The following is a 16,458-nucleotide window of genomic DNA, read 5'->3' as shown; positions in this document are numbered from 1 at the left end:
CTTGCCGGGCTAGGGGCGCGGTCTGCGGGCTTCGGCACGGTCCTGGGCAGCATGGGGCCGGTATGCCCACTGGTTGCCGCGAACATGACTGCGGTTGCGCTGGATCTCCCGGCTTATCGTGGACGGCGCACGGCCCAGCTCTCGCGCGATCTCGCGGATCGACGCCTTCTCCCGCACCCGATCGGCGATGTGGATGCGCTCGTCGATACGCAGGTAGCGGGTGGAGGTGGACCGTGGCGTCCGCTGGGCTAACGCCGGCGCCACGGTCCTGTTCTCGCTTGTCCTGCCATTGCGCCACTCTCGACCTGTCCTCGGGTTGCTCCCGACGATCTGGCAGGCAGCCTTGTTGGTGTATCCGAGCTGCATGAGCCGGAAGTATTCCTCCCGCTCTGCCCGGAGCTTCTTGCGCCCCTGGTTGACCGATCGGTCCCGGATCTCGAAGTCCATCGCATCCCCTCACATGGGGTGTTGCGACGACTACTTGAACCCAAGGCCCCCGGAACCGGCGGGGTCTTGTTCCTCGGCAGCCGTGACCAGAAGCTGCCGGGCGGAGTCGGCGTAGCGGATGGCGGTCTTGGTGTCGAGGCCGAAAACCGAGGCGAGATGCAGTGGGTCGCCTCCGCAGGCGAGGGCTTCTTCGAGGATCCGATCGATGCGCAGGCGTTCGAGGGTAGCGGCCTGTTTGTGCAGGATCAGCGAGGCGCCCTGGCCGCTGGCCGGCGCCGTGGTCGTGGCGGTGATGTGGTTGATGAGCAGGTGAATCGCAACGGCAGATCGCCCATCCGTGCTGGTCATACCGCGAACGGCGACTGCCGTACTAGGCGTTCTCGCGATTTCCGCTAGGCCCCATGCCGCCGACCTGCATCTTCACGCTCGATCACGCCCCAGAACCCCGATTAGCTGCGGAACGCGAGCTTGTCGGCGGGATTACGCTCGACGATCTCCACGTCGATCCCAGGCCGGCGCCATGCGCCGCGCGGCCGTTCCAACAGCCGCGGCCGGGTCGCGCTGCCCGACGGCTGGCTGGACGCTCCGTACGAGCAGGTCGTTCGCGAATGCGACACCGAACTGGACACCTCCGGTGGCTGACGGCCCGGCGGGAGGTTATGATCGTTTTGCGTGCAGCTTGCTTCATGTCCGCTGGCGCCTCTTTGGTTGCGCGAACCCCGCGGGGGCGCCGCCGTACGCCGGTTCACCGAGTTTCAGGAGAAAGGCGGTCGCCATGCCCGCACGGGAATCCCAGGAGATGGCCAACGACCGGCCCGCCATCAGGGCACTCGGCGATGCACTGGTGGAGGACGGCGAGACCAGGTCCCCCGTCTCCTACCTAGCGGAGGCCCAGTCATTTCCGGACACGATCCGGCTTCCCTGGTACGCGTTCGGGGTCATGTGGTTTCCCTTCGCGATTGCGCACAACAAGATTCTTGACGATGCCAAGGGCTCGATTGCTTCCGACGTCGACGCGTTGCACGGCGATCGCGACAAACTGTATAAGACGGCAGGAAACTGGGACGCGGTCGAACTGGAGAACACAGAAAATGTCCGACGGATTTAAGATGCCTGTGCCGGGGGAAACCCCGGATCCTTCGGAGCCGGGCGGCGATGGCCCCACCACCGGCTGGCGGGTGCTTCAAGAGGCGACGCTGGCCATGCTGGGCATTTCGATGGTCGCTTTCCCCGGTGCGGTCGTGCCCGTGCTGCTCGGCGTTCTGCGCACCTATCCCGGGAACCCGCAGTTGTTGTTCAAAGCGGCCGAAGGATGGAGCCGGCTGGGGGACAGCACTTACGCCGCGGGCCACGCCGTGCAGAAGAATTACGACCGGGTGTCCCAGGCGACCTGGCATGCCCAGGACCGGGCGGCGTACGGCGAGCGGGTTGCCGGGATATCCCTGAGCTCGGTGGAAGGCCAGATCTCCGCTGCGCGCCTCTCCAACGTTGTCAGATGGCTGGGAAACATCAAGGCCGCCTGGTTCGAATTCGCCTTCGCTGTGGCCGCGTACCTCGTCGTGCTGGCAGCGGTCGGTGGAGGCACGAATCCCCACGCCGTCATGCGGGCGGCGGCAGCGCGGAGTAGATTTGACGTCCGGAGCAAAATGCTGACCCAGGCGGTCACCGCGGTGATAAGTACCCTTGCTTCCGCTGGAGCGGCGTGGGGATACAAATCCTGGGCGACGGACGGCCTGGGCGGCGGTTACGACGACTACTACAGTTCCGGCGGAGAAGGGCAGCGCGGCAAGTCCCTGGAAGCCTGATCGGGAGATCGGCTCGGCTCGGTCGCCGTGCTCAGTGAGGCTTTCCGAGTAACGGATCACGACGTTAGGTGATCATCTGTCAGGATGTCCGGCCGTGTTCGAGACGGAGTAGGACGAGGGCGGCCTTGACGATGGCGCCGATCCGCCAAGGGTCGAGGGTGACCCGCCGCAAGGCCTTGAAGGTGGTCTTCAACAGGGAGTTGGCGCGTTCGGCGATGCCGTGCACGCCTCGGATGACCTGGTTGAACGCCTTCTGGTCGCCGGTGAGCTCGCCGCCCTTGGGCTTCTTGACCGGATGGCGCAAGGCCGGGCTGATTTCCTCGTAACCCAGGTTGGTGAGCGTCGCGAGGTCGGCGCATGCGGCGACCTCCTCCAGGGCGGGCAGCAACTCCCCGGCTGCCTTGGCGCAGGTGGTGTCGTGTTCACGGCCGGGCCGTACCTCAGAGGTCCACAGCGGGAAGCCGTCTGGATCCGACAGCACCTGGATGTTTCCGCCATAGTGCTTGTGCTTGCCGCTCCACCACAGGTCGGCGCCGTTGGGGCCGGGTGTGGCCACGCGGTCGGTGCGGATCACGGTGCCGTCCAGGTTGAGGTGGCTGGCCCCGCTTTCCTTGGCCTCGGCCAACGCCTCGGCCAGGCGGGGCGCCCTGTCGGCCAGCACGTCGATCCCCTCGTGCAGGTAGGTGTACGCGGTGCTCTTTCCGATGTTGTTGTCCCTGGCCAACTGCCGCATCCGGGTCCCGTCAACCAACCAGCGCGTCACCAAGACGGCCTGCTTGAAGGGCCCAGCGCGCGTGTGCCGGAGCGGGTGCCCAGCTCGGCGCGGTGCTCGGCCAGCAGCATGGACAGGTACTCGACGGTGGCCCGGTCGATCTCCAAGACCGCGGTGTATGTGACGCTGATGGACACGTGAAGCCTCTGCTGTGGAAGTTGATCTCTCGCAAGGCCACTTCTACCAGGGGCTTCACGCCTTTGGCCTGTTCGCTGGCGAGCTGGCCCGGGTGGTCCTACACGCCAGGACGGACCGCGCTCGGCGTCAGATCGGCCCCGCGTCTGGTCCGTCGTTGGTAGGACAGGCTGCATACGCCGAGCGCCGCGCCCAGTCCGGCGAATGCCAGGCCGCCGACGACACCTACCCACCACGACCAGCCCTCAGCGTCGCCGACCGTGAACCCCAGCGGTGCGGCGACCATGGTGGCCAGCCCGTAGGGCGTCAGCCCGAGCGCGCCTGCCCAGCCGGGCACCAGCAGACTCCAGCGCGGCAGCCTCGCTCCCCACGGCAGGACCAGCGCCGCCAGCAACAGCACCCCGACCAGCGCCGCCACAACGGTGAAATCCAGCCCGTGCCGTTCCAGCCACACCAGCACCTCGGGCGCACCGTTCACCTCGAGTTGCGCGGCCAGATCACCGGCGGGCTTGCCCGCAGTCCCACCGAACGCCCAGTAGGTCTTCATCACCGCATACGGAACCAGGGCTGCGGCTCCGGCCCAGGCGGCCGTCGACGACTTCATCAAGCTCATGCCCAAGATCCTGCTGCCACACCCTGGTAGGTACCTCCCGCCGCAGAGCCAGCCTTCTCCCCCATACGGGGGATCAGCCCCCTCTCGCAAGGCTGCGTTCACCCAACGCGATCAAGACGTTGCTCGGAAAGGCTCAGTGCCCCATTTCCCAGCGCATCCTGTTCAATTCGTCCGCCGCCTCGCGCATCACCTGGTCGAAGGACTTCTCCGCGTCTTCGAAACGTGTGGCGGCCGCGGCGACATCGGTCACGTCAGGCATATTGTCGCCGAGCGCCTCCTGCATCACCTCGGCCGTCTCACGTTTGAACTCGGAATCGGCCATTTTGATCGTCTGCAGGATTTCTTCGGCGATTTCCTCGGCGCCCAGTCGTTTGATCCGGGCATCCAGCTTGAGACTGGTCACGCCGTCCATCGTGCATTCTACGGTGACGTAACCGTCGGAGCTCACGGCCCGGCCGACGACGCTCGCGGCCCTATCCTGCGCCCCGGCGAAATCGGCCATGCGCTGCCGGATATCACGAAGAAAAGTCTCGCTGTCGAGCTTTATGAACTCGTCGAAATCATCCACCGCGCACCGACCTCTTAATCTCATCAATTCCCGCGAACGGCCAAATGGTTGGCTGAGGTTACCACAGGCCTAGTACGGCAGTCGCCGTGCCGCTCCCCGTGCCGACTCTTGGTCAAGGAGGAGACCATATCGGAGGCATCAGACAGACAAGGCAGATTACTGATCGGACCTCAGCACACCCAACGGAGATGCCGAGCAAGAAGAAGCGCAACAGAAGGAGATCGGAAGTGGCCGCTCCTAGCATCGTCCGCGATTCCCTTCCTTCTAGGGAAGTCTGAGATCGATGAAAGGAACGCAGCGTGACGATCGAGATCAAGAAGGTCGAAGAAGTCGAGACCACCGGTTCCGGCGCCAACTGCTGACCCTGGCGCGGCCTCCTGCGGGGCTCCACGCCCGCAGGAGGCCCTGCCGCGAACCGTCCAGGAGTCGCTCCCATGCCGAGGATTCAGGTGAATCCGGCCTTCCCCCTTTTCATCGACGATGCCAGCGAGCGCGTCCGGCTCGGTGATTTCCCGCCGACAGGCCAGACGCTGGAACGCGCGCAGGAGCCGCTGCGCCGTCTGATCCGCCTGTGCGCGCGAGCCCCGGTCGAGCAGAGCGACCTGTACACCCTCATCGGCGATGTCACGCCCGAGGACATCGACACCGCCGTCGAACGACTGCGCGCCAGCCGGATCCTCGTCACTGACGCCGACCTCGGCATGCTGGCCGCCGACGCCGCCCTGTCCAGATTCGCGCTGTGGTTGTCGATGTTCCACCCCGCAGAACGGGCCGCCGCCGCGCTCGGCGACCTGGCGGACAGCCACGTCGCGGTGCTCGGCGCCGGCGCGATCGGCGGCCAGGTCGCCCTCCAGCTCGCCACCTCCGGCGTGGGCCGGCTGACCATCCTGGACGACGACCGGGTGGAGCTCGGCAACCTGCACCGCCAGCATCTCTACGCCATGCGCGATCTCGGTGAGCTCAAGACGGCCGCCGCCGCCCGTACGCTGCTCGACCATCGCCCCGGACTGGAGGTCCGGCAGGTCGAGCGGCGCATCACCGGCCCCGGGGACGTGATCACCGATGCCGATCTCGTGGTGAACACCGTCGACACGCCACAGCCGCACATCCGCCGCTGGGTCAACCAGGCGTGCGTCCAGGCGGGCACACCGTTCGTCACCGGCGGCTTCAACCAGCACGTCGGCCTGGTCGGCCCGCTGGTCGTGCCTGGCAGGACCGGCTGCCTGACCTGCCAGGAACGTACACTCGCCGAGCGGTACGGCTCCGCCGTCCTGCCGGTCGCCGACAACGCCGGGCGCACCATCCCGTCGTTCGGCCCGCTGTGCGCGATCGTGTCGGGCATGCTCGCCTCGGAGGTGATCCGCCACCTGACCGGCACCGGTGCGCCCGCGATCGAGGGCAGGAGCGTCTGGCTGGACCTGCTCACCCTCACCACCACCGCCAGGGACTTCGACCGGCTGGACGACTGCGAGGTCTGCGCGTGACGTCCGCGGGGCTGCAGTCGAGAACCGATCTGTCGTTCCTCACCGTGGTCGCCGACGGGCCCGACGACTACGTGATCGGCAACGGCGAGACGTTCGTCAACGTGCCGGGAGTGGCGGCAGCCGTCATCGCATCGCTCGACGGCACCAGAACGGCCGCGGAGGCGCGTGCCCGGGTGCTGGCCGAGCACGGTGTGGACGTCGACGTGGACGCGTTCCTCACCGGGCTGGGAAGCGCGGGGCTGCTCGACCGTCCCGAGCGGCCGCCGAACCGGTGGGACCGGATCCGGCCACACCACGTGGCCTGGCTGTTCTCCAGGCCCGCGCATGCCGTGCTGATCCTGCTGACCGCCTGTGCCATCGCCGCCGCCATCGCCGAGCCTGGCATCCTGCCGAGTCTGTCCGCCCTGGTGTGGTCCGACAGCCTCACGTTCACCGTCGCGTTCGTGGCCGGCTCGTGGCTCCTCGTGCTGGTGCACGAACTCGGCCACATCTCCGCCGCCAGATCTTTGGGCGTACGGGCGGAGTTGTCGCTCGGGACCCGTCTGCAGTTCCTCGTCGTGCAGACCAGGATCACCGGTATCTGGGCAGTGCCCAGGCGGGCGCGCTACCGCGCGTATCTGGCGGGCATGCGGGTCGACTGGTTCCTCGCCTGCGCTGCCACGTGCACCCTGTACCTCGCCGAACTTCCCCTCGTACGGCTGGTCTTGGTCATCTGCCTGTCGCAGATCGCCTGGCAGTTCATGTTCTTCATGCGGACCGACGTCTACTACGCCGTTGCCAACGCCAGCGGGAACAAGAACCTCATGGCCGACGCGCAGGCGCACCTGCGGGTCACGCTCGCCAGGAAGGCGCGTTCGGCGGAGATGGGCAGGGCGCCCTTGAGCGTGCGTGTGTACGCATGGTTCCTGGTGCTCGGGCGGGTGCTCGGCCTGGGGTTCTTCGCCGTGTACACGGTGCCGGTCACCATGGCGGTATGCCGGCGGTCGATCGCCGAGCTGCCCGGGTGGCAGCCGGTGGCCACGCTCGCCCTGGTGGCCGCCGGGTGGCTGCTCTACCTGAGCCTGCTCGGCCGCCGATTGATCAGCTCGCGCAGACCCGCCAGGCCTGCCGGGTAGCGGGCGGTGATCGCGCCTGTCCGCCTCCACGATCCAGACGTGCACCTCTCGATTCATCATGCCGCCCCTGCGCCCGCCGGGCGCGGACGGCCGCAAGTCGGTGTCACGCCTGGCTCGGGAGGCCTCACCCAGGCCCGAGCTGGCGTCGATTCCTCCAAGCGCAGAGCGAAGGCATCCGGGCGGGCGCCGTGCCATGTCGGCACGGCGTGTCTGAAGCGACTTTGTGTGGTGTCTGGCCGAATACCGGCCACACCTGGCCGCCCACGACTTCTGCGGTGCCGTGTCCCCGCGCACGCACCTGAGCCTGGGGGTCGTCCGCGCCTGGCTCATGCTCGTCGACCTGGCTCATGGTCGTCGACGTCGTCACACAACCGCGGGCTGGGTGAGGACGATCTCGACATCCCGGTACGCATTCTGTGGGGCTCCCGCGGCACCTGGATATTCCTCGGCGTCGCCCGGCGGCTGCGCAGCCTGATACCCATATCTCCTTGCGCGCCTCGATACGCGTGCCCGCCTGCCCGGGCTGGCACCCGTGCCCGCCGCCCATGGGACCGAACCGGATCGGAAGGGGAACGGAAGAGCCGTCTTGTAGCGTCCTGCGACGTCGCTCCTCCAGGTGAGGAGAGACGGCATCAGAAACCTGCCCCTCGCGACGGCGCCGGCGCGCCGGAGTACGCCTCGGCTGGTCGTTGCGGCGCCGGGCACGGTCGATTCGGGGGACACGATTGAGGACGCGCATGCCTGGCGCTGCAACGCTGGTCGTCGGGGGCCCCGCTGTGATCGCCGCCGCCCTGGGACTGTGGCGGATCGACGGCCCCTCGTACTGGGCCGACGAAGGGGTGTCCGTGGCGATCGCCAGTCGTCCGCTGGCTGATCTGCCCACCATTTTGGCTCACATGGATCTCGTGCATGGTCTCTATTACGTGCTGCTCCATTGCGTCTCTGCTGTGGCGGGCACGGGTGAGATAGCGATGCGTCTTCCGTCCGCATGCGCCGCCGCCGCGGCAACGGCCGTGCTGGCCGCACTCGGCCGTCACCTGATCTCCTCCGCGACGGGCCTGTTCGCCGGGCTGATCTACGCGCTGCTGCCCGTCGTCAGCCGGTACGCACAGGAGGCCAGGCAGTACGCGCTGGTCACCGCGCTGGTGATCGGCCTCACCTATCTCCTCGTCGCCACGATCGACGCCATCCGGGATGGACGTCACCGCCGGCGGCCATGGGCGGCGTACACGATCATGCTGGCGGTCGCCGGATGGCTGCACCTGTACGCGCTGTTCATCCTGCCCGCCCACGCGGGCATCCTGCTGTCGGCACGAGCACGGGCCTCCTCATGGCGGTACTGGATCGTCTCGGGTGCAGTGGGAGGCGTGCTGGTGGCGCCCCTGGCCTTGGCGGCCCTCGGGCAGTTCGCGCTGGTGTCCTGGATCCCCGTACCGGATCTCGGCACCGTACGGCATCTGGTGTGGCTCGTCTTCGGGGGCAACCCCGTGGCGCTCGCGACGGTCCTCGCTCTCGCCGTCGCGGGGTTGTTACGGCGGCGGCACGACGGCTTGCCGGCGCGGTCGGCGAACGGCAGCGGTAGCGGCAGCGGCGGGATCCAGTCGCCGACGCCGACAAGGGTGGCGGGTTCGCGGCCATCGAGGGTGGCGACGCTCGAGGCCGCTCCCCTTGACGTCGCGGTGATGCCGCGGGGCCCGCTCCGGCTGACCGTGCGTGCGGTGGCGCTGCCGTGGCTGCTGGTTCCCAGCGCGCTTATGATCGTCATCTCCTTGATCGGTCCGCCCGTCTTCTACCCGCGCTACGTACTGCACAGTGTCGCGGCGCTGGCGCTGGCGGCCGGTGCGGGCCTTTCCCACGCCGCCTCCTGGGCGGCTCGCCGGCTGCCCGCCGCCCGGCCGGCGATCCCATCGGCGGCGCTGGTCGTGCTCGCCGCATTCACCGGCCCGGCCCAGGTGGCCATCCGGCAGCCGTACAGCAGGCCGGACAACCTCCGGGAGCTGGCTTGCACGCTGCGGGACAACGCCCGGCCGGGTGACGCCGTGCTGTACGTCCCCGCCGGGAACTGGATGTCCACGCTGCCCTATCCCGAGTCCGTCGCCCCGCTCGACACCCGGAGTCTGCACGCTGACGGGTTCTTCGGCGAGTTGTCGCCCGGGCAGTTGCATCGGGCCGCTGGACGTCTTTCTCGTATCTGGGTGGTGGAGGGCCAGACGAGTTACGGCAACGGCGTGCGGATGCGCGATGATGTCCGATTCCGGCGCACCGCCCATTGGTCATTCCGCACCAGGCGACTGTCCCTGTACGAACGCATGCCACTGCACAGGAACAGGTGATGGAGGTGTTCGGCCCTGCTCGACCTGGGGCGGCCGGTTGCGCGGGGTAAACGTGCCGGGCCTTGGGTCTGTTGAGCTGCTGTCCGGCAGAACCTCGTCCTGAGCTTCAGGCCGGTCAGCGGGCTGGAGCACATGCGGCCGGCGGTGTCCTCGGCCTGGCGCCGGGGACGTGACCAGCCGGTCTGGACAGGTGGCCGCCCATTTGATCAGCTACGTGTCGGTCTTGAGCAGCGGGGCGAGCTTCTTCGCGCATGGCGCGTGCCCGATCCGGCCGCACAGCCGCAGGGCCCGGTCCGCGTGGCGTGCCGCGGCCTCGTGGTCGCCGTGGCGCCGTTCCAGCCGGGCCAGTTCGGTCAGCGCGGCCAGCTCCGGCAGCCGGTACGCGTTCTCCGCCGCCACCGCGTACCCCCGCAGCGCATGACGGAGGGCGCCCTCCCGATCGTCCCGGGCGTCGTGCAGTCGGGCCCGGGCGAGCAGGGCGTAGGACCGATGCCAGGGCAGCCCGCCCGCGCCGATGACGTCGTCGGCCAGGTCCAGGCTGTCCGCGGCCTCCGCCGTCAGGCCGAGGGGGATGACGGCATCGGCGAGGGCGACCAGGCCCGCCGCCTCGACCAGCCGGTCACCTTGGCCGCGGCACACGTCGAGTGCTCGCAGGGCCTCCTCGCGCGACTGCTCCCACCTGCCGTTCTCCCAGTGCAGCCGGCTGATCCAGATGCGCGTCGTGGCCACGCCGTGGCCGCCGATCGAGGTGAGCAGGGCGGCCGACCGCCGCAGGCACGCCTCGGCCTCGTCGTATCGGCCCTGGTCGAGGAGTACAGCGCCGAGCTGCCGCAGGTCGGCGCCCTCGGCGTAGGGCAGCTCGTGGCGCCGGCTCAGCGTGAGGGCCTGCCTGCAGTATCGCTCGGCCAGATCGAGCCTGCCCAGGTGGTGGTGCTGGTAGCCGAGCGCGTTGAGCGCCCTGACCCGCCCGGGCACCGAGCCGAGCTCTTCGAAGAGCCGCGCCGCCCGTACGTTGTCGGAGATCGCGCCGGTGAGGTCGCCCGTCCAGGCACGCGCGAAACTCAGCCCCATCCTGGCCGCCGCCTCGCCCTCCCGCTCGCCGCTGTCATGGGCGATGCGCACGGCCTCTTCGAGATGCCCGACGGCCTCGGTACGGCGGCCGGTGCGGAAAAGACCGTCCCCCATGCCGATGTGCAACATGGCGGCCACGGCGGGCACCTCGTGGGCGGAGGTGACCGCCAGCAGAGCCGGCGCGATCTCCACCCACTCACCGATGTGGCCGGTACGGGCGCAGATGGCGCGAACCATGTCGGCCAGGCGCCACACCTGCGGGCCGGGCTCACGCTCGATCGCGCGCATCAGCGCGGCCATCAGATTGAGGACGTCCAGGTCGATGATGCCGGACGTTTCCGTGACCGACCGTTCACCTGCTCCCGTGACCGGTCGCCCGCCTGTTCCCGCGGGCGGTCGCGGGCCGGGAAGGAGGTACTCGCCGGGTGCGCACCGGGCGGCGATGGCGGCGCCCAGGTCCAGGTAGTGGCCGAACAGGCGGTCCCAGGCCGCCGCACGCTCGGGGTCGCGCCCGGCCTCGGCCACGGCGTAGAGCCGGACCAGGTCGTGGAAGCGGTACCGGTCGGCGACGTGGTGGTCGAGCAGGTGGGCCGCGGCCAGGGCCCTGAGCGAGGCGCGGGCCGCGACCGGCGGCAGGTCGGTGGCCGCCGCCGCGGCCGCCACGGTCACATCGGGTCCTGGAACGAGCCCGAGCAGGCGGAAGACCCGCTGTTCCGCCGGGGCGAGCGCGCGGTAGGAGGCGGAGAAGGCGACGGTGACGGCGTTGTGCCCGGCACCGTCCAGGGTGAGTCCCGCCAGCGTGTCACCGGCGGCGAGTTCGGCCGCGACCGCCGTGGCGCCGTCGGCGGGCCGGGCGGCGGCGTTCGCGGCGGCGATGCGCAGGGCGAGCGGCAGGCCGCGGCACACACGCACCAGTGCGCCGCGCGCGTCCGATTCGGCCGGTTCGCATGCCGGCCCCAGTACGCCGTCCAGCAGCGCCCGACCGTCCTCCTCGGAGAGCGGGCCGAGCGAGCGCTGCTGGGCACCGGCGCGCACGACCAGTTCGCCCAGCCGGTGCCGGCTGGTCACGATCGCCGCGCCGGTCGGCGGGAGCAACTCCTCGACCTGGGCCGCGGTGCGGGCATTGTCCAGCACCAGCAGGTACGAGCGGCCGGCCAGGAGCGAGCGGTAGAGGCCGAGCCGGGCCTCCAGACCGCCCGGCGCCTGGTCGTGGGCGAAGCCGCCCGGCATGTGCCCAGGACCGACGCCGAGCGAGATCAGCAGGCGGCTCAAAGCCGCCGCCGTGGTCAGCGGCTCGTGATCCTGGTCATAGCCGCGCAGGTCGATGTAGAGCTGGCCGTCGGGGAAGCGATCCTTGACCTGATGCGCCCAGTGCACCGCGAGCGCAGTCTTTCCCATGCCCGCCGTACCGCTCAGGACGCACACGCCGTCGCTGCCGCCCAGGCACTCCTGCAACCACGCCAGCTCCGCGTCGCGGCCGGCGAACCCCGCCACGTCCCTGGGCAACTCGGCCGGCCGCGCGACAGGCACGTTCTGTTCGAAGGAGCCGGGCTGGTCGGGTGAGTCTGGTTCGTCCTCGCGCAGGAGCCACTGGTGCAATTGGCGCAGGGGGCCGCCGGGCTCGATGCCCAGCTGGGTGACCAGCCGCTGTCTGGTGTCCCGGTACACGGTCAGGGCCTCGGAGCGGCGCTCGCACCGGTGCAGGGCCAGCATGAGCTGTCCCACCAGCCGCTCGCGCAGCGGGTGTTCGGCCACCGCCGTGCGTAGTTCGCCGAGCACGCCGGTGTGCCGCCCGCACGCCAGCTCCGCGTCGTACAGCTCCTCCAGGGCACAGGTCCGCCTGTCCTCGAGGCCGGGGCGTTCCTGACGGACCAGCTCAGCGCTGGTGCCCGCCAGCGCGGGCCCGCGCCACAGCCCCGTCGCGGTACGCAACCGGGCCGCGGCGTCGGCGTGGCGTCCTTCGGCGGCTTCGGCGCGCGCGGCGAGCCTGTACCGCTCGAACAGGGACAGGTCGAGCTCGTCCGCGGCCACGTGGGCGCGGTATCCGGCGCCGACGCGACTGATGCGCTCCTTGCCGACCAGGGTGCGCAGTTCGTGGACGTACACGTGCAGGCGCGCCACGGCCGTGCGCGGCGCCCGCTCGCCCCACACCAGGTCGATGAGCCGGTCGTCCGGGACCGCACGGTTCGCGTGGAGCAGCAGGACGGCCAGCACGGTCCGCTGCTTGGGCGAACCCAGCGCGATCGGCCCGCCGGGCCCGTTCACGGCCACCGGCCCCAGAAGCGCGAACCGCGCCTCCGACTCCATGCGTTTCCTTCGCGTCGGGGTCTGTTTGCAGTGATGCCACCGAGTGGCGATCGTGTCGCACGCTGATCGACCGGTCATGGTCCGTGAGCAGCATACGGGGCCGGTCGGCGACGGTCTGGATGGGTGTGAGCAGCTCAGGGGCCGCCCGGGCCGGATCTCATCGCATTCTCCACGTCACGCTCCCCCGAAGCGGTGATCTGCGCCGCCATGGACGCCTGCCGCCTGGGCGCCGGGCCGCGCTCGAATTCTCAACGGCGGCGGTCCCGCCGTCACCAAGCGGTGCCAGGGGCGATGTCGGTGATCGCACCGTCCAGGCCGGAGCGCTTGAGGTCCAGCGTGCTCAGGTCACATCCGCGCAGGTCGACATCGGTCAGGTCACACTCGCGGAACGAGGTGTGCTGGAGGACCGCACCGGTGAAGACCGCACCGGTCAAGATCGCCGGCTGGATCATCGCACTACCCAGCCGCGTGAAGGCGATGCTCGCGTTGACCAGCTCGCTGTAGCCGAACCCCGCCCCGGTCAGGTCGGCACCGGCCAGGTTGGCGCCGGTCAAATCGGCCCCGGAGAAGATGGCGCCGCGAGCGGACACCCGCGACAGATCCGCGCCGCTGAGGTCGGCACCGGCGAAGACCATCTTGTCGAGGTCCAGCCCGCGCAGATCGACGCCAGAGAGATCGAGCTCCTCCTCGGCGTGGTCGGCGCGCCACTGGTTGAAGGCGAACGGCCCCTGCCTCAGGATCCCGATGACCTCCGCCGTCCCCCCTGGCCCGCCGGAAGGTTCCGCCCCCTCAGGACCGTCCGTGGCGTGGGCGTCGAGAGCGGCGACATCCTCCTTCGCCGCGGCGAGTTCCGCGGCGAGTTCCTCGTCGTATGGATACATCTCCGCCATCGCCTCCAGCATCACGAGGCGCGTGCCCAGCAGCTTCCGCGCGTTGTCCCGATCGCCGTCCCTCCTGGCCAGCCCGGCGAGGCGGTGGAAGGCCAGCCCGGCTTCCAGGGCCGTTTCCGGGCTCATATTCGCCTGGAAGAGCCGGGTACGGATCGCAGAGCACTCGGCCCAGGTGTTGTATTGCTTGTCCTTGTGCTCCGGCAGGTCGAGCGCGCGGTACACCTCGCCGAGGTGCTGCAACGAGTTGGCGAGCCGCTGGTCTGCTTCCATAAAGGTCGGGTGCTCGGCCGCGAGCTCGTGGTAGATGTCCACGGCGACCGTGAGCACGGCCTCGGCCGCCACCAGCTTGCCGTCGGCGAGCCGGGCCTGACCGCACGTGTCACGCGCGGCGCCGAGGCAGAACCTGGCCTCGTCGCGCTGCGGGTGGGTGGCGGCCCACTCCTCAACGGCGGCCAGCGATCGTTCGGCCACCTCTCGCGCGGCCCCGGGGAAGCCGTGCCGGATCAACATGGCGACCAGGCGGTCACGGATGAGACGCTCGAAGCCCGCCGGTATGGACGGCGTGATCTCGCCCAGGAGCGCCATCCCCGCGTACTCGAAGTCCGTCTCCAGGCTGTCGATGACATCGAGGACGAACTGGGTCAGGTCGCTGATGCCCTGAACCGCTACCAGGTGCCGACAGACCGCGACGTAGTCGTCGAACGTACCGTTGTCGTGGGTCCGGCTGTAGTGCATGTTCATGGCGCGCTCGTGACGATCGGCGAGCGCCGGGCCCTGGTACGGTGCCAGCAGCTCGGCGATCCAGCGGTCGGCGAAGTAGACGCTCTCGCCGTCCCACCCCTCCCACACGTTGAGCAGCCCGAGCTCGGCGAGCCGGGCCGCGTCGGCCCGTATGCTCTTGAGCGCCGACCGCTTGGGCTCCGGGCGCCTCCGCCGGTCCGGCCTGCTGGTGTCGCAGGCGACGGCCAGGTCGCGTACGGTGACCGGCACGGTGGAGATCGCGGCTTGGAGCAGGGTCTCCCGCTGTTGCCCTGTCAGCTCGGCCATGACCAGGTCGAACGGTACGGCTCCCGGTATCACGGCCGCCAGCCGCGTTCCGGCGTCCTTGGGGTTCGCGGACAGCCAGGCGTCGAGCAGGTGCAACGAACGTGGATGCGCCTGGGCCGTGCGGACAACCCGCTCCCGGGTGGCCGGGTCCACGGTGGCCAGGAAGGGGAGCCCGGCCGCCAGTTCGGCTCCCGCGGTGCGGTCCAAAGGGTCGAGCCGCAGGACACCCAGCCGGTTGCCTGTGGCCGGTGCCGGTAGCGGCGCCCGGGTGGTGACCAGCACCCGGCCCCGGTCGGCGGCCTGGCACAGCCGGTCGAACACCTCGCCGAAGCCGGGATCCAGGAAGCCGGTGCCGTCGTAGTTCTGGCCCAGGTCGTCGAAGAGCAGGACAAGCGGGAAACTCTTCAGCAGCCGGCAGGTCGTGTCCAGCATGGCGTCGTCCGACGGGGCCAGGCCGAGGGCCCCCATCATGCGTACCTGTTCCTGGGGAAGCTCCTCGCCCCAGCCGAGGAATGCCTCGGAGACACCGCGGAACAGCGTTCGCGGTGACCATCTGCCCACCATGGCGGCTACCTGCCAGCCATCGGAGCGAAGCCGCCCCAGCATCTGGCGGGCCAGGGCACTCTTGCCCGTTCCCGCTGCTCCGGTGATCACGAGTCCGGCCGGACCGGCGTCCAGCCGGGTCAGCGCGGTCCGTACGTCCGACTCCCGCGCCAGGCGGGGCGATCCGAGCCGCCGTACCTCCGGGCTTAAATGCGTTTCCTCGTGCACGTTCGTCCCCCTGTGCATGACGAATTTGGTCGGTTGGCCCCTCCGAATTCGGAGGGGCTTACTTGGTCGTCGACGATCTCTGAACTGAGCCGGTTGAGGGCGGAGGCCGCTGGCGATGATCCCGGCGGCCGGGATGCTCCAGGCGGTCTTCTCCTCGGTTTTCCTGCTTCGCAGCCGTCGGAGCGATCCCCAGCCCCGTTGACCTTACCTCTATACGTCCGGACAAAAGCGGAGCTTTTCGTTCGCGGAAGTGGAACGGAAGAAAAACGGAAGAACAGCTCCCGTAATGTCCCGAAGTGTCGGCCATGACCGGTAGACGAGGCAATGTGACGGCGCAGGATGAAGCTGGGCCTGGGGCGCATGGCCAAGGGGTTCCTCAAGCGTTCGGCCCTGGCCGACGGCGTCGATCGCGGCCTGGCGGATCGGAAGGGATTTTCCCGAGCATGACGGCCTGCCACGGTTCGGTGTCGAGGTTGTCCAACCACTGCTCGGTAAGCCGTATGCCGGTACGGTGTTCCATTGTGGCCATCGCCGCCGCCTCGGCGATCAGGTGCGTGGCCAGCACAGAAGGGACGGACGGGTCCACCGCCTGGCTGGTCTCGTTCAGATCGGCCTGCTCTTTCAGATCCAGCGCTTGGCGTGCCGTGTGCATGTCGGCCAGATCCTCGTCCAGTGCCGTCGGATCTTCACCGTACTTGCGGCCGGGATCGCTCATGTCGATCCGGGTGAGGACTTTGCCGTAGACAGCGTAACTGAGCGAGCCGTTGCCGGTGATCGTCCAATTGACGTTGTGCACCCGTGCGCCATCGCTCAGCCGGCGAAGGACCTCGGGCCGGGATCCCTCGAATCCGTTGTCCTGGAACATCACCACATGCGGGCCGATCTGGGCGAGGTGAGCAACAAGCAGCGGATCGGGATCGTCCGCCCACTCGTCGAGCTCGTCCAGGTTGACATGTTCGGCGTGCAGTCGCCGCATCACCTCGGCGACTGTGGGCTGCCGGCTCGCCGGCTGGATCACCGTCCAACTCAGGCCCTCGGCGTACCAGGACCGGCTGGTCAGGATGCGCTGGTAGTACTCCACCGCCTTAGAGATCATTCGA

General features: G+C 69.2%; 13 protein-coding genes and 1 pseudogene. 6 read left to right on the top strand and 8 right to left on the bottom strand.

The window, feature by feature from the left end; translation table 11 throughout:
• Positions 1–9: 9 nt before the first annotated feature.
• Both ACIBVN_RS53870 and ACIBVN_RS53865 read right to left on the bottom strand, forming a co-directional pair.
• Complete coding sequence (locus tag ACIBVN_RS53870) at positions 10–447, bottom strand: helix-turn-helix domain-containing protein (RefSeq protein WP_397149538.1); 438 nt, start codon at positions 445–447, stop codon at positions 10–12.
• Between the two features lie 30 nt (positions 448–477).
• A complete protein-coding gene (locus ACIBVN_RS53865) occupies positions 478–795 on the bottom strand; it encodes a hypothetical protein (RefSeq protein WP_397149536.1) in 318 nt (105 codons plus the stop codon).
• Between the two features lie 120 nt (positions 796–915).
• Here ACIBVN_RS53865 and ACIBVN_RS53860 point away from each other — a divergent pair, with 120 nt between their 5' ends.
• The 3 genes from ACIBVN_RS53860 (at position 916) to ACIBVN_RS53850 (ending at position 2,252) form a co-directional block, all read left to right on the top strand.
• Positions 916–1,089 carry a hypothetical protein gene (locus ACIBVN_RS53860; protein ID WP_397149534.1) on the top strand — a complete coding sequence of 58 codons (174 nt, stop codon included), beginning with the start codon at positions 916–918 and terminating at the stop codon, positions 1,087–1,089.
• 133 nt (positions 1,090–1,222) lie between these two features.
• Positions 1,223–1,555 (top strand): hypothetical protein, encoded by a 333-nt coding sequence (locus ACIBVN_RS53855; RefSeq protein ID WP_397149533.1) that lies wholly within the window; start codon positions 1,223–1,225, stop codon positions 1,553–1,555.
• On the top strand, positions 1,539–2,252 hold the full coding sequence (locus tag ACIBVN_RS53850; RefSeq protein WP_397149531.1) for a hypothetical protein: 714 nt from the start codon (positions 1,539–1,541) through the stop codon (positions 2,250–2,252). Before ACIBVN_RS53855 ends, ACIBVN_RS53850 begins: the two co-directional genes overlap by 17 nt.
• A gap of 79 nt (positions 2,253–2,331) precedes the next feature.
• On the opposite strand, the pseudogene ACIBVN_RS53845 reads toward ACIBVN_RS53850, so the two are convergent.
• The 3 genes and pseudogenes from ACIBVN_RS53845 to ACIBVN_RS53835 form a co-directional block, all read right to left on the bottom strand.
• Positions 2,332–3,155, bottom strand: a pseudogene (locus tag ACIBVN_RS53845) (transposase family protein).
• A gap of 104 nt (positions 3,156–3,259) precedes the next feature.
• The gene (locus ACIBVN_RS53840) at positions 3,260–3,772 is read right to left on the bottom strand and encodes a hypothetical protein (RefSeq protein ID WP_397149529.1); all 513 of its coding nucleotides are present in this window, start codon (positions 3,770–3,772) and stop codon (positions 3,260–3,262) included.
• Between the two features lie 133 nt (positions 3,773–3,905).
• Positions 3,906–4,340, bottom strand: a complete 435-nt coding sequence (locus ACIBVN_RS53835; protein WP_397149527.1) for a YbaB/EbfC family nucleoid-associated protein — start codon at positions 4,338–4,340, stop codon at positions 3,906–3,908.
• A 434-nt stretch (positions 4,341–4,774) separates the two neighbouring features.
• Between ACIBVN_RS53835 and ACIBVN_RS53830 the strand changes: the two genes are divergently transcribed.
• From ACIBVN_RS53830 to ACIBVN_RS53820, 3 genes are all read left to right on the top strand, one after another.
• Positions 4,775–5,824, top strand: a complete 1,050-nt coding sequence (locus ACIBVN_RS53830; RefSeq protein ID WP_397149525.1) for a TOMM precursor leader peptide-binding protein — start codon at positions 4,775–4,777, stop codon at positions 5,822–5,824.
• Positions 5,821–6,939 carry a hypothetical protein gene (locus ACIBVN_RS53825; protein WP_397149523.1) on the top strand — a complete coding sequence of 373 codons (1,119 nt, stop codon included), beginning with the start codon at positions 5,821–5,823 and terminating at the stop codon, positions 6,937–6,939. The genes ACIBVN_RS53830 and ACIBVN_RS53825 overlap by 4 nt, the downstream gene beginning before the upstream one ends.
• Positions 6,940–7,676: 737 nt before the next feature.
• Entirely contained in the window at positions 7,677–9,272 is a 1,596-nt protein-coding gene (locus ACIBVN_RS53820; protein WP_397149521.1) for a glycosyltransferase family 39 protein, read from the top strand.
• A 210-nt stretch (positions 9,273–9,482) separates the two neighbouring features.
• On the opposite strand, the gene ACIBVN_RS53815 is transcribed toward ACIBVN_RS53820, so the two are convergent.
• The 3 genes from ACIBVN_RS53815 to ACIBVN_RS53805 all read right to left on the bottom strand — a co-directional run bounded on the left by ACIBVN_RS53815 (position 9,483) and on the right by ACIBVN_RS53805 (position 16,439).
• The gene (locus ACIBVN_RS53815) at positions 9,483–12,650 is read right to left on the bottom strand and encodes a BTAD domain-containing putative transcriptional regulator (protein WP_397149519.1); all 3,168 of its coding nucleotides are present in this window, start codon (positions 12,648–12,650) and stop codon (positions 9,483–9,485) included.
• A gap of 269 nt (positions 12,651–12,919) precedes the next feature.
• Positions 12,920–15,376 (bottom strand): pentapeptide repeat-containing protein, encoded by a 2,457-nt coding sequence (locus tag ACIBVN_RS53810; RefSeq protein WP_397149517.1) that lies wholly within the window; start codon positions 15,374–15,376, stop codon positions 12,920–12,922.
• A 358-nt stretch (positions 15,377–15,734) separates the two neighbouring features.
• Positions 15,735–16,439 carry a DUF6461 domain-containing protein gene (locus ACIBVN_RS53805; protein ID WP_397149515.1) on the bottom strand — a complete coding sequence of 235 codons (705 nt, stop codon included), beginning with the start codon at positions 16,437–16,439 and terminating at the stop codon, positions 15,735–15,737.
• Between the last annotated feature and the right edge of the window lie 19 nt (positions 16,440–16,458).

Source organism: Nonomuraea sp. NPDC049400 (assembly GCF_044466425.1).
Taxonomy (GTDB): Bacteria; Actinomycetota; Actinomycetes; order Streptosporangiales; family Streptosporangiaceae; genus Nonomuraea.
The sequence above is the reverse complement of the archived record's forward strand: the minus strand, read 5'-3'. Positions and strand labels throughout refer to the sequence as shown.